This is a genomic window from Paenibacillus ottowii (genome assembly GCF_006874425.1).
In the GTDB taxonomy this organism is placed as follows: domain Bacteria; phylum Bacillota; class Bacilli; order Paenibacillales; family Paenibacillaceae; genus Paenibacillus; species Paenibacillus ottowii.
Genome location: NZ_VIJZ01000002.1, coordinates 1 through 13,918 on the forward strand (window position 1 = coordinate 1; position 13,918 = coordinate 13,918).

Sequence of the window (13,918 nt, forward strand, 5' to 3'; positions counted from 1 at the left end):
ACTCCACGTGCCCTCAAGACAGTGGCCAGTCGATTGGCCCGTTCGTTCAGCTCCCGATAGGTCAGCGTTTGTTCTCCCCAGACCAAGGCCGGATGCTCCGCTCTTTGCTTCGCTCGTTCCTCAAACAGCCCGTGAATCGTTTGTTCCTTCGGATATTCCAACTCTGTGCGGTTAAAATCGCGGACTAGCATACTTCTTTCTTCGTCTGGCACGATTTCGATTTGCGAAATAAGAGTTTCACTTTGCTCCATGACTTGAGCAAATAAATGCTCAAAGTGGGAGATAACGTTCTCAATGGGGATGAATCTTTCGAAAATCTGTATTTGATAGTCAAAATTAATAGTTACATCCGCTTCACCTTCTTGTCCCCATATCAGGAGATTGAGCGCATTCCTTTCATGATGATGCGGTATGCTCATAATCCGGGTTGCTGCACCGATCAGCGTTTCTCTATTTTCCTGTTCCTCGAAAGAAAGCGATATATCAAACAGCTTACCTTTCTCATTACTATGCTCGTTAACTGCCCGGTAAATTTCACCAAAGGACATTTTCTGATGTCGGTAGCATTGCATGAGCTCACGTTTAATGCGCTTTAGCAGCTCCTTAAAGCTTATATCCTCTTCAGGACAGATGCGCAGCGGCAGCACATTAGCGAAATGCCCCATTGTCTGCTTGTATGTTGCTTTACCCCGGTTAAAAACCGGGACGCCGATGACCATTTCGTTTCGGTTGCAAACCCTGCTGAAATAAAGGAACAGTATGCCTAAAAAGTAATGAAACGACGAACACCCTTCCGCTTTGCAAAATTCAATCATTTGATTGTATAAGGCCTTGTTTATCGTTAAGGTTCGCCGATCACTCCAAGCGGAATCACCTTCATCGAGGTTCACCCCTCTGCTCAATAGAGGCTCGGGAATAGTTTGATATTTGTTCTTCCAGAACTCCCTATCTTTCAAAAAGGCCGGAGAATTCAGATAATCCTGATTATCGGAGATAAAATCAGCATAGGAATAGACCGTTCTGTTCATCTCGTCAATTCCTTGCGTGAGTTTATTATAATTGTCAAAGATTTGATTGATTAAGAGAGCAAATCCCCATCCGTCGATCACCAAATGGTGAACCTTAAGTAAAATGAAATAGGTATTGGGAGCACCTTGCAATAAATCAAATTGAAAATAATAGCGATCTGATTGAAAAGGCTTCAAAAACTCTTTTTTCATCCAGTTAATACAAAAAGAATTTGGATTTTCCTTCATCGAAAAATCATATAACGGAACTTCATATTCGACTTCCGGCAAGAATGTTAAATAGGGTTCTCCCTCTTTACCGATAAAACGGGCACTAAGAGAATCGTTCTGTCTGATTAGTAAATGCAAGCACTCCTTCATGATAGTCGTATCCAGGCTTCCTTTGATCTCAACATACCCACCAATATTGTAAATAGGTTTGTCAGGGTACATGCACTGTTCAAACCATATGTCTTTCTGATAGGAGCTCAACGGATACTCCTTAATAGTTATCATGCTCGTTTCCATAAAATTACCTCCTGTTGTTTATCATTCCATACACTTTACCTATATACATAAATGCTTTACTGCTGTAAATAAAAGAAGCCTGTTCCCATATAAAAGCACAGGAACAGGCAGCAGACTTCGCCCGGTTTCCTTCGGCAACCTGGCAATCATGGCTGTTTAATTCAGCTTTAGACCCATGGCTTTGTGTCCACCACTTTCGAGGTGTTTACGATTAACGGGAAATAAATAAGTATATTTTTTCATATTTTTAAAACACCAGGCTTTATACATTCAAAAAATTAGACTTTCTATAGTCTATATCAGGACTCAGCCCACACTGAGGCTGCAACACAAGCCTTTCGGAAGGGTTTAAAACACGTTGTTAGATGCCGAGTAAAATGTTCCAGTAAGCCATTAAATTGCCGTCTTCCGACAGCTTCAATGTATTTTATTTCATTCCTGCTAATCTCCACCCCCAAAACTCAGATATACCAGCCTGCACAACCTTGGCGACTACGTTTTTTTATGATTCGCTCAATCGGCTTTAGTATTTGTACATATTATGAAATTAATAAAATTAATTGTATCATATGAAAAAAATATAATTTTGTCAATAACTTCTAAGTTTCTAATAATACCATAATACTTTGAAGGCTTCTCTCGCATTTGGTGTTTCGCCGATATTGGCGTTGTAAGTTTAGGGGGAGTGGAGACAGTTGGTGAACGTGAGCCTACGATTACTTGGATCTGAGCACTTGGTTGGAAACATGGCTGACCATCTCAATCTCACTGGCTGTTAAGGTAAACTTCATCGCCTTTACATTCTCCTGGGCATGATGTACCTTTGAAGCCCCGGGTATCGCAAATACCCTCTCGCCGTGAGCATTAATTAGCCAATTCAGGGCAATCTGTGTTGGTGTCGAATTATATTGCTGAGCCAACTGTTCCAGCACTTCAATCAGCGGCTTCGATCTCTGCAGCCCTGAATTCCGGAATGCCGGCGTCCATTTACGAGGACCCTTGATCGACTTGACCAGAGCAGGATTTTTATGAAATTTTCCGCTTAAGATCCCCTGCATTAATGGGGAGTATGCGATGATCGCCACGCCGAGCTCTTTGGCCGTATCCAAAATTCCATTCTGCTCGATTCTACGATCGAGCAAGCTGTATTTTACCTGATTCGAAACCAGTCGAAGGCCGTGCTCTCGCAACACACGATCGGCCTCACGTATTTGTTGCGCGGAGAAGTTGCTTACACCCACATATTTAATCTTACCTTGCTTGACCAATTTAGCCATCGCATTCATCGTCGCGCCAACCGAAGCAAAGGAGTATGGCGAATGCACCTGGTAAAGGTGAATCGTCCGTTGAGCCAAATGGTGAATACGTACATCAATCGTTGCTGTGATGCTGTCTGCAGTGCGAAAGGCCGGCCACCATTTCGTCGCGATATTTGCCTGTCCCGCGAGCGGCCCTCCAATCTCATTTAGCGTATCGGCCAGTAGCTGCTCAGACTGTCCGCCACCGTATGCTTCAGCAGTATCAAACCAATTAATTCCACCTTCTAAACTAGTCTTGATAATTTGCTGTATATCCTCCCGACACATCACCGGCCAGAATTTCCCGATCATCCCTTTTCCGTTACTGAACTGCCAGCAGCCAAGCCCAAGCGGTGACAGCATTAAATCCGAGTTGCCCAGTTTGCGTAGTTGCGTTGAGTCTGCCACAGTTACCGTTTTTGCTTCCACGATCCTTCACCATCTCCTATCTCCTGTAAAAAAATTAATTTTTAAGTGCTTTACTCCCTGAATTGTACAATTCATTAAGGGAAGTTCTCATGAACGCAAGATGTAGAGTGGTGCTTATAAACTAATGAAAAAATTTATCTTGCATAAACCCTTAATTATTTTATCGGTCGGTACCTTACAAATGTTTAATCTAATGTTAATTATTTATTTTTTATGGGGATTTTTAGGATGTATAATCTTGCTATAACTTAATTTGGCACCAGTAGGCATAAAAAAAGATGACTCCTGATGAATTCAGAAGCCATCTGACCACAGCCAAAAAAGTAATCATCTTGATTTCATGATAATTTATCGCTATTCATGCTTCAATTTTCCTCACGAACGCTAAGTTTTCCTGTTTCTGGTGCATCCAGAACAATCCGCGCTTTGACGGTCGATCCGTCTTTACGCTTAAAAGACAACAATTGTGTCTGCCCCTTCGCGAGCAGGGACTTGAGCATGGTTTCAGTAATCTGCTTGCCGGCGTATTCCTTCCAAATGACAAAACCACAACCCTGCTTATAGTGGCTGCACCCATACCCTTTGCGGCCTTCAATTATGCTTCCACCGCAATTGGAGCACGGACAGCTGCCCAACGTCTTCCTTTGACTCGCTAAAGTATCTGATTGTCCATCAGATGAGCTTCGCACAGTTTTTGTAGCCGAATCGCGTCTTATGGATGACGCTGCTTGCTCCAGCACAGTACTTCCCGCACTGCTACGGCCCCCTGAGGTTGTGCGCCCCATTCCTTTGGCGGCTGCACTTCCACTCGCACCTACACTGCGGGCGTTTCCCTTCCCTCCCGAGCGATTGTTCCTGGTCTCCTCGCCAAAGGCATTTGCTGGAGCAGGCGGCTGCTGCCTTACCTTATCAATGATGGACAACGTGAATCTTTTAACATTATCCATAAATTTCTCCTGAGCTGCCTCACCCTTCGAGATCTGATGGAGACGGCGTTCCCATTGACCCGTCATCTCCGGTGAGGCTAATAGATCTACACCGGCATGACGAATCAGATTAATAGCCATCTTTCCTTTATCCGTAATAAGAATCTTTTTGCCCTTCATTTCAATGTAGCCGACCTTCTTCAATCGTTCAATTGTGGCAGCTCGGGTCGCAGGTGTACCTAAGCCGGCATCCTTCATAACCTCACGCAATTCCTCATTTTCCATCTGCTTACCCGCGCTTTCCATCGCTTTAAGCAATGTGCCCTCCGTATAGCTTTTAGGAGGCTGAGTCGCCTTTTCTTTCATCTCAGCGCGCACACAATCCACCGCACGCCCTGCATCAATTTCAAACTTCTTGTCCGTCCACTCGTCGGTTTCCTCTTCATCCTCTTTTTTAGATGATTTACCCTTTTTACCTTTATCCTGATCAGCCTTGTTTAAAACCACTTTCCATCCCAAGGACAGAAGCTCCTTAATATTGGTTTTAAACCGATGCTTGTCGACCTGTGTCATTACCGTATGCATTTTATATTCAGCCGGCGGAAAAAAATGCGACAGAAACCTACGAATAACCAGGTCATAAACATTTTGTTCCTCTTTGCTGAGCGTTCCTGGTCTTTTTAGCGTCGGCAAAATAGCATGGTGATCCTCAACACGAGACGGATTGCAGACCGATTTATTCTGTTTATGGACCAAATTAGGGTTTGCTTGTTGTACCAGCTCAGCATAAGGACCTGTTCCCAGCATCCGTAATGCCTTATGCATACCGTCTATATTCTGCTCTGTCACATAGTTAGAGTTCGTACGCGGATAGGAAATGACCTTGTGACGCTCATAAAGCGCTTGTGCCACATCCAGTGTTTTTTTAGCTGAATAACCGTACTTGGCATTCGCCTCGCGCTGAAGCAGCGTCAAATCGTACAGCTTAAAGGGATACTCCTTTGTCTGCTTCGTATCATATTTGGTGATTTTCCCTTCTTTTCCGCGAACCGCTGCAGCGATTTCCTCGGCTTCTTCCGGTTTCGTCAGCCGATCTCCCTGCCATGCCCCTTTGTACTTAATCTGATCTTGTTTAAACTCAGCCCACACGTCATAGAAGGTTTGAGACTGAAATGCTTCAATTTCCTTTTCTCGATCATGAATCAATGCCAACACGGGAGTCTGAACTCGTCCTACTGACAGCAGTGTGTTATGTCGGGTTGTAAACGCTCTGGAGGCGTTCATGCCAATCAGCCAGTCCGCTTCACTTCGTGCCCGCGCAGCTTGAGTCAGGAATTCAAACTCCGAGGCATCTCTTAATCGTTCAAAGCCTGTCGCAATACTTTCCGCCGTCAAGTCCGAAATCCACAAACGCTTAACCGGCTGTCGGAGCTTTAGCTGCTGCTGAATTAACGCAAAAATATACTGTCCTTCACGCCCAGCATCACAAGCATTCACGATGGCATTGCAGCGCTTGGCCAGCTCACCAATTATTTTTAGTTGATCTTTTGTTTTCGGATTGGGTACAATTTTGAATTGCTCAGGGATAATCGGAAGATCTTGAATACTCCATCGTTTGTACTTAGTATCGTAAGCATCCGGCTCAGCCAGGCCCAACAAATGACCGATCGCCCACGTTACAATGTATTTCTCCCCTTCCAAATAAGTACGGTTATTTTTAGCACGCGGCTCCATTACAGCAGCAATCGTCCGTCCCATATCTGGTTTCTCAGCAATAATCAACGTCTTCATTCATTCCATTCCTTCCTGACGGCCTTCTGTTTCTCCTCCATGAACCATAAAATACATGGAACACAAATGAAAACAGGTATCCCGGCCTCATGCAAAAGGAGCCTTCTCCATGGCGAAAGCTCCTTTGTAAATTTATTTCGTCTAGCGCTTCAACAATATACGTCTATTATACCATAGATATCATGGTTCTCTCAGGTCATGATTTTATGTAACCTCAGAAAAGATCATATCTTCCTCCTTTAAAGTAATATGAAATTAGTAAAAGCAAATCGAAACTACATTCAAAGTAAATCGAGTCATGTTTATGTAATTTAATATGACATATAGTTAAGATTATTCTAATTTTCTGTTAAATAAATGTACATTTTTCTATAAAAAAGCTACACACAGCCCTACTTCTTATGTTATGATCACTGTAGATAACAACAAAATGATTAAGTAATCAAAATCAGGTAATATTATATGACATTATAATAACAACATTCTATGTAGCATTCTATACAATTCGATTGAACAAGTAGTCTACAAGTTTGAAACACAAATAAAGCCCCATCCTAAGATGGAGCCCTTACTTGATTTATAACCTAAAGTTTATAATTATACCAAAACGGTAGCACCCATGAGGTATTTATCAACCTCGCGTGCAGCTTCTCGGCCTTCATTAATAGCCCACACAACGAGACTTTGTCCGCGGCGCATGTCACCGGCAGCAAAAACCTTATCCACATTCGTCACATATTTCCCATAACGTGCCTTAACGTTGGAGCGACGATCCGTTTCCAAACCGATTTCCTTCACAATCGTTTGCTCAGGTCCATCAAACCCAATCGCAATCAGTGCTATTTGTGCCGGGAATACGCGTTCCGTACCTGGAATCGGTTGGTAGATTTTACGTCCTGTTTCATCAACAATACGTTGAATTTGAATGGTATGCAGTTCTTTCAGATTACCATTCTCATCACCCACAAATTTGGTTGTCATGATAGAGAACTCACGCGGGTCTTCCCCGAACAGTGCTTTGGCTTCCTCCTGTGCATAATCGAGAGAGTACACATTCGGAAACTGCGGCCAAGGATTCGCGATTGGATCACGTTCCAGTGGAGCTTTGGCATGTGTGCCAAATTGAGTGACACTCCGGCAACCATGCCGCAAGGAAGTAGCTACACAGTCCGAGCCTGTATCACCGCCACCGATAACAATAACGTCCTTGCCTTTGGAGGACAAATAGTTGCCGTCTTCGAGATTGGAATCCAGATAACTTTTGATGGTGCCATTCAAATAATCCATAGCATAATGGACGCCGTTCAAATCGCTGCCTTCAATATTGAATTCTCTCGGCTTTGTAGATCCACCACATAGCACAACTGCATCATAATCAGCAACCAACTGCTCAGTGGGGATATCCTTGCCAATTTCCGTATTCGTAATGAATTCAATACCTTCAGCCTCCAACAAATCTACACGGCGCTGTACAACCTTCTTATCCAGCTTCATAGATGGGATTCCGTACATCAGCAACCCGCCTACACGATCTGCACGCTCATACACAGTCACGCTGTGCCCTGCTTTATTAAGCTGTGCTGCTGCTGCCAATCCCGCAGGACCTGAGCCAACAATAGCCACTCGTTTGCCTGTACGTTTTTCTGGCGGATTAGGAACAACCCAGCCTTCCTCAAAGCCCTTTTCAATAATCGCTTCCTCAATGGTCTTAATGGTAACAGACTGCCCGATAAGGCCTACAGTACATGAACCTTCACATGGTGCAGGACAGACACGCCCCGTAAATTCGGGAAAGTTATTCGTTTTGTGTAACCGCTCTAACGCTTCCTTCCACAAACCACGATATACGAGATTGTTCCATTCCGGAATAAGATTATGAACCGGGCAGCCTAAAGTCGCTCCCATCAGATCCATCCCCGTATGACAATAAGGAGTTCCGCAGTCCATACAACGTGCCCCTTGGGTACGCAGCTCTTCTTCAGACATATGCTTATGGAATTCTTCCCAATCCTTAATACGCTCCGCCGGGTCCCGGTCTGCAGGAAGCTGTCGTGTGTATTCCATAAATCCAGTTGGTGTAGACATGTTACGTTCCCCCATCTCTTCGCTTATGAACCCCGATCATCCATTCAGAATTTAAGTCAAATTCGAACTTGTCTGTTTGTGTTATGAAAGGGTCTGTTCTCGTTGAATTTGATTTATTGTATCACAATACAGCGTAAAAGTAATGAAAACTTATGCAACTTTCTGCATCTACAGCCAAAAGGATTTTTTATATGGTTTATTAATTTTTCAAATGAGCTAGGTCGAATTTACCTGTTCTTATTCCGTTCTCTCGTAAACAACGAAACGGTAGTTATATGGATTTTTATCATCCTTAATACCTGGCGTTTCACTGACTATATTCCAACCACTCCAATCCAGATCAGGGAACGTCGTATCACCTTCAAAAGTCTCCTCGATTCGAGTCACAATCAGCCGATCAGCATGTGGCCAAAACAGCGAGTAAATCTCCGCTCCGCCAATGACCATCAGCTCTTCGTCTTGTGCTAGCTGGAGCCCTTCCGCCAGTGTATGGATCACTTCCGCACCTTCCGCCTGATAGTGCTCATCTCGAGTCAAAATGACGTTACGTCGGTTAGGAAGGCATTTCCCACCAAAGGACTCCCATGTTTTGCGTCCCATGAGTACCGTTTTATGCATCGTCTGCGCTTTGAAGAAGGCCATGTCTCTGGGAAGGCGCCAAGGGAGCCTATTATCCCGGCCAATCACACCATTTTGTGCCATAGCCCATATCATTGAAATGCCCATCTTTCCACCTCCTCTAATCAGATGGCGACAGGCGCCTTGATCCCTGGGTGATGTTCGTAATTCTCGAAAACAAAATCCTCATAAGTGTAATCAAAAATGGATTCTGGCTTGCGCAGAATTTTCAACTGTGGCAAGGGATACGGATCACGTTTCAGCTGCGTATGCACTTGTTGTATATGATTTGAATAAATATGCACATCGCCGCCTGACCAAATAAACTCTCCTGGCTCCAAGCCGCACTGCTGTGCAACCATATGCGTTAGCAATGCATAACTGGCGATGTTAAACGGCAGCCCCAGGAAGGTATCCACTGAACGCATCGTCAACATACAGGAAAGCTTTCCTCCAGCTACGTAGAACTGGAATACAAAATGACATGGTGGCAACTTCATAGATTCAATTTCAGCCACATTCCAGGCACTGACGATATGTCGACGTGAATCCGGATTGTTTTTGATAGCCTCAATGACATTCGCAATTTGGTCAATATGTTGTCCGTCCTTTGTTTCCCAGGCACGCCATTGCGACCCGTATACAGGCCCCAGATTCCCCTGCTCGTCTGCCCATTCATCCCAAATGCTAACCCCGTTTTCCTTGAGATAAGCAATATTGGTTTCCCCTCGCAAAAACCATAACAGCTCGTGTATAACGGATCTCAAATGCACTCTTTTAGTCGTCACCAGCGGGAAGCCCTTGGCCAGATCAAAACGAAGTTGTCTTCCAAAAACAGAAATTGTCCCCGTCCCTGTCCGATCCTCTTTCTCCACTCCGTTCTCTAAAATATCCTCTAGCAATTCCAAGTAGTTGCGCACGTTGTTTCTCTCCTTTGAGCATGAATAAAAAACAGCATCGTCGATTTTAATTTTGAAATTTGAAATTTCTCAATCTGCACCATTATCTATATTTAGTTTATCATGTACGGTACTTTGTTGACCATGTACTGTGTGAATTTTCATGTTAGCCCCATAATGTTAAAGTCTGAAAAAAAGAGACAAAGAGCGCAGATAAAGCGCTCCTTGCCTCTTTTTTCATGTATGAAAACCAAAAACAAGATAAGTGAAATGGAATTAGCGACGTGGCGCCAATGCATGAATCGGATGACCCATTACAACTTCCGCTGCTTCCATCACGAGCTCACCCAGTGTAGGGTGAGCATGGATAGTCAGGGAGATATCTTCGAGTGTAGCACCCATTTCAATCGCCAGACCCAGCTCAGCAATCAGGTTGGAAGCTTCCAAACCTACGATTTGCGTACCCAGGACCAGACCTGTATCTGCGTCAGCAACGATTTTTACAAAGCCTTCAGCAGCGTTCAGGGAAACAGCACGGCCGTTTGCTCCATAAGAGAACTTGCCAACTTTGACATTGTAGCCTTTTTCTTTGGCTTGTGCCTCTGTGTAGCCTACGCTAGAGCATTCTGGATCTGTGAACACTACAGCCGGAATACATTTGTAGTCTACTACAGATGGTTGGCCTGCGATTGCCTCAGCAGCTACTTTACCTTCATATGAAGCTTTGTGAGCCAGAGCAAGACCAGGAACAATATCGCCAATTGCGAAGATGTGAGGGATGCTAGTGCGTCCTTGGTGATCAACTTTCACCAATCCACGTTCATCCAGTTCTACACCAATCAGATCCAGACCCAATTCTCCGTCTGTATTTGGACGACGTCCAACAGTGACCAGCAGGTACTCAGCAGTTACTTCTTTGCTTTCACCGTTAACGGAGAATTTCACTGTCACATCTTTATCAGTTTGTTCCGCACTTTCCGCTTTAGCGCCAGTGAAGATTTCGACACCTGTTTTCTTCATGCTTTTCGAAACGATGGAAGTCATATCTTTGTCAAAGCCAGGAAGAACAGTATCCATACCTTCAATAATCGTTACTTTGGAACCGAATTTGGAATACATTTGTCCAAGCTCTGCACCAATGTATCCACCACCGATAACGATCAGGCTTTTCGGGATTTCAGGCAGGTTCAATGCTTCTGTAGAAGACAGAATACGTCCGCCAAATGGGAATGGCTTCAATTCGATAGGACGGGAACCTGTTGCGATAATTGCATTTTTAAAACGGTAACGTGGTGATTCATGTTCGTTGAATACACGCGCTTCGTTTTCGTTGATAAACATGCACTCACCATTGAAAACTTCAACTTTGTTACCTTTGAGCAAGCCGCTTACGCCGCCTGTCATTTTCTTAACAACACCATTTTTAAATTCTTGTGTTTTAGCGAAATCAACTTTTACATTTTCAGCTGTAATACCGAAAGTTTCGCCATGTTTAGCTGCTTCGTATTGATGAGCCGCAGAGATCAAAGCTTTGGATGGAATACATCCACGGTTCAAACAAACACCGCCCAGCTCAGATTTATCAACGATCAATACGCTTTGTCCCAATTGTGCGGCACGGATGGCAGCTACATAGCCGCCAGGACCCGCACCGATAACCAATGTGTCAATATCCAGAGAAGCGTCTCCTACTACCATTGATTACACCTCCATTACAAGCAGCTCAGGGTTAGCGAGCAGCTGTTTAATATAGTTCATGAAGTTTTGAGCAGTTGCACCGTCAATAATACGGTGGTCAAAGCTCAGGGAAAGAGCCATTACTGGAGCGGCAACAATTTCACCGTTTTTCACGACTGCTTTTTCGCTGATACGGCCAGTACCCAAAATTGCAACCTCAGGGAAGTTGATGATTGGAGTAAAGAACATACCGCCTGCGGAACCAATGTTAGTGATGGAAATTGTACTTCCTCTCATTTCATTGGCAGCCAATTTTCCATCGCGACCACGTACAGCCAGATCACGGATGGAATCAGCGATCATCCAGATGCTCTTACGATCAGCATCTTTGATAACAGGAACGATCAAGCCGTTGTCTGTATCTGTAGCGATACCGATGTTGTAGTATTTTTTGTAGACAATTTCGTTAGCTTCTTCGTCGATCGAGGCATTCAGAGCCGGGAATTGACGGGAAGCGGCAACCAAAGCTTTTACGATGAATGGCAGGTAAGTTACTTTTGTACCTTTCTTCTCTGCAATTGGTTTGATGCGAGTACGGAAAGCAACCAGCTCAGTTACATCCACTTCGTCCATAATTGTAACGTGTGGAGCTGTGTAAGCCGATTTAACCATCGCATTGGAAATAGCTTTACGGATACCTTTAAATGGTACGCGTTCTTCCTCAGCACGCGGATCTGCAGCTGGTGCGGATGGTGCTGCTGCTTTTGCTTCTTTTTTAGCTGGCTCTTGCGCTTTTGCAGCTTCTTTTGCTACTGGTGCAGCCGCTTGGCCTCCGCCATTTTTGAAAGCTTCTACATCTTCTTTAGTGATTTTACCATTTTTGCCGGAGCCACTCACTTGAGCAATGTTAACACCTTGCTCACGAGCAAATTTACGTACGCTAGGAGTAGCTAATACGTCTTTGTTGGAAGCAGCTGGTGTTGCTGGTTTCGTGTTCGCTCCACCTTTTGCAGCATCCTCTTCTTGTTTAACAGCAGCTGGTGCTTCTTCTTGTTCTGGAAGTTCACCTTCAGCAGCAATGACAGCCACAACTTGACCTACGTTAAAGATGTCCCCGTCTTTGGCAAATACTTCTTGTACTGTACCATTAACCGGACAGGGAACTTCAACTACAGCCTTGTCGTTTTGTACTTCCATGATGATATCGTCATCAGTTACTTTGTCACCGGGTTTGATATGCATCTTGATGATTTCACCTTCGTGCAGACCTTCACCCAGCTCTGGGAATTTATATTCAAATCTAGCTGCACCTGCAGCTCCGCTTTGTGCAGCAGCACTTGGCTCAGGGCTAGCAGCTGGTGCTTCTGGTGCATCTTCTTGCTCAGGAAGTTCTCCTTCTGCGTCGATGACAGCCACGACTTGACCTACGTTGAAAACGTCTCCGTCTTTGGCAAATACTTCTTGTACCGTACCATTAACCGGACATGGAACTTCAACTACAGCCTTGTCATTTTGTACTTCCATGATGATATCATCATCAGTTACTTTGTCGCCGGGTTTGATGTGCATCTTGATGATTTCGCCTTCGTGAAGACCTTCACCCAGCTCCGGGAATTTATATTCAAATTTTGCCACGTTTAAAACCTCCCAAATTTACGGTGTGCTTTAATTAAAATTCCATTACTTTATTAACCGCATCAATGATACGTGTTGGCGTTGGCAACCAAGTATCTTCAATTTGAGCAAATGGATAAACGGTATCCGGACCTGCTACACGCAGAACTGGTGCTTCCAGATGCAGGATTGCTTTTTCGTTAATTTGTGCAATAACTTCAGCAGCCACACCTGCGCTCTTTTGCGCTTCTTGAACAACGATCGCACGATTGGTTTTTTGAACGGAAGCAACAATGGTATCAATGTCAATCGGGCTGATTGTACGCAAATCAATGATTTCCACTTTAATACCCTTTGTTTTTTCCAGCTCTTCAGCAGCCTTAACCGAAGTGTGTACCATCATACCGTAAGTAATGATCGTCACATCGGAACCTTCACGAACTACATTAGCCTTGCCCAGTTCAACTGTATAATCATTCTCAGGAACTTCAGCACGGAATGCATGGTACAGGTTCAAATGCTCCATGAAAAATACTGGGTCGTTATCGCGAATAGACGCAATCATAAGACCTTTAGCATCGTAAGGGTTGGAAGGAACAACAACCTTAATACCTGGTGTTTGAGTCAAAAGACCTTCCAGGGAATCTGTGTGCAGCTCAGCTGCTTTAACACCGCCACCGAAAGGTGTACGGAATACGATTGGAGAATTGTAACGTCCACCGGAACGGTAACGCATACGGGATGCTTGAATTGCCATTTGATCGAGCGCTTCAAAGATAAAGCCTACGAACTGGATTTCAGCTACAGGGCGGAAACCTTGGATACCCAGACCGACAGCAAGACCTCCGATTGCGGATTCCGCCAGCGGAGTATCGAATACACGTTCTTCGCCAAATTCTTTTTGCAGACCTTCTGTAGCGCGGAATACGCCACCTACATGACCTACGTCTTCACCGAAAAGCAGGACGTTAGGGTCGCGTTTCAACTCTACGCGCAGTGCGTCACGAATCGCTTCTTTCATGTTCATTTGTGCCATTTGCTTCATT

Annotated in this window: 9 protein-coding genes and 1 riboswitch; all 9 genes read right to left on the reverse strand. The window is 44.4% G+C overall.

Annotated elements, in window-relative coordinates:
• A partial coding sequence (locus tag FKV70_RS03980) for a condensation domain-containing protein (protein WP_142611897.1) occupies positions 1 to 1,535 on the reverse strand: 1,535 nt, incomplete at its 3' end.
• Positions 1,536 to 1,665: 130 nt separating this feature from the next.
• Positions 1,666 to 1,755: riboswitch (cyclic di-GMP riboswitch) on the reverse strand.
• A 496-nt stretch (positions 1,756 to 2,251) separates the two neighbouring features.
• Positions 2,252 to 3,262 (reverse strand): aldo/keto reductase, encoded by a 1,011-nt coding sequence (locus FKV70_RS03985; RefSeq protein ID WP_142611898.1) that lies wholly within the window; start codon positions 3,260 to 3,262, stop codon positions 2,252 to 2,254.
• A gap of 365 nt (positions 3,263 to 3,627) precedes the next feature.
• Positions 3,628 to 5,979, reverse strand: a complete 2,352-nt coding sequence (locus FKV70_RS03990; protein WP_142611899.1) for a type IA DNA topoisomerase — start codon at positions 5,977 to 5,979, stop codon at positions 3,628 to 3,630.
• A 597-nt stretch (positions 5,980 to 6,576) separates the two neighbouring features.
• Entirely contained in the window at positions 6,577 to 8,064 is a 1,488-nt protein-coding gene (locus tag FKV70_RS03995) for a glutamate synthase subunit beta (protein ID WP_063212651.1), read from the reverse strand.
• A gap of 237 nt (positions 8,065 to 8,301) precedes the next feature.
• Entirely contained in the window at positions 8,302 to 8,790 is a 489-nt protein-coding gene (locus FKV70_RS04000) for a dihydrofolate reductase (RefSeq protein ID WP_142611900.1), read from the reverse strand.
• Between the two features lie 17 nt (positions 8,791 to 8,807).
• The gene (gene thyA / locus FKV70_RS04005) at positions 8,808 to 9,602 is read right to left on the reverse strand and encodes a thymidylate synthase (protein ID WP_063212649.1); all 795 of its coding nucleotides are present in this window, start codon (positions 9,600 to 9,602) and stop codon (positions 8,808 to 8,810) included.
• 255 nt (positions 9,603 to 9,857) lie between these two features.
• Positions 9,858 to 11,279 (reverse strand): dihydrolipoyl dehydrogenase, encoded by a 1,422-nt coding sequence (lpdA, locus tag FKV70_RS04010; RefSeq protein WP_142611901.1) that lies wholly within the window; start codon positions 11,277 to 11,279, stop codon positions 9,858 to 9,860.
• A gap of 3 nt (positions 11,280 to 11,282) precedes the next feature.
• Positions 11,283 to 12,893 carry a 2-oxo acid dehydrogenase subunit E2 gene (locus tag FKV70_RS04015; RefSeq protein WP_142611902.1) on the reverse strand — a complete coding sequence of 537 codons (1,611 nt, stop codon included), beginning with the start codon at positions 12,891 to 12,893 and terminating at the stop codon, positions 11,283 to 11,285.
• A 34-nt stretch (positions 12,894 to 12,927) separates the two neighbouring features.
• Positions 12,928 to 13,908 carry an alpha-ketoacid dehydrogenase subunit beta gene (locus FKV70_RS04020; protein ID WP_017427718.1) on the reverse strand — a complete coding sequence of 327 codons (981 nt, stop codon included), beginning with the start codon at positions 13,906 to 13,908 and terminating at the stop codon, positions 12,928 to 12,930.
• Between the last annotated feature and the right edge of the window lie 10 nt (positions 13,909 to 13,918).

Bases quoted from the DNA above. Each gene is read 5' to 3' on its own strand.
- FKV70_RS04000 (WP_142611900.1), bottom strand. From the start codon at position 8,790: ATGGGCATTTCAATGATATGGGCTATGGCACAAAATGGTGTGATTGGC.
- FKV70_RS04020 (WP_017427718.1), bottom strand. From the start codon at position 13,908: ATGGCACAAATGAACATGAAAGAAGCGATTCGTGACGCACTGCGCGTA.
- lpdA (WP_142611901.1), bottom strand. From the start codon at position 11,279: ATGGTAGTAGGAGACGCTTCTCTGGATATTGACACATTGGTTATCGGT.
- FKV70_RS03995 (WP_063212651.1), bottom strand. From the start codon at position 8,064: ATGTCTACACCAACTGGATTTATGGAATACACACGACAGCTTCCTGCA.
- FKV70_RS03990 (WP_142611899.1), bottom strand. From the start codon at position 5,979: ATGAAGACGTTGATTATTGCTGAGAAACCAGATATGGGACGGACGATT.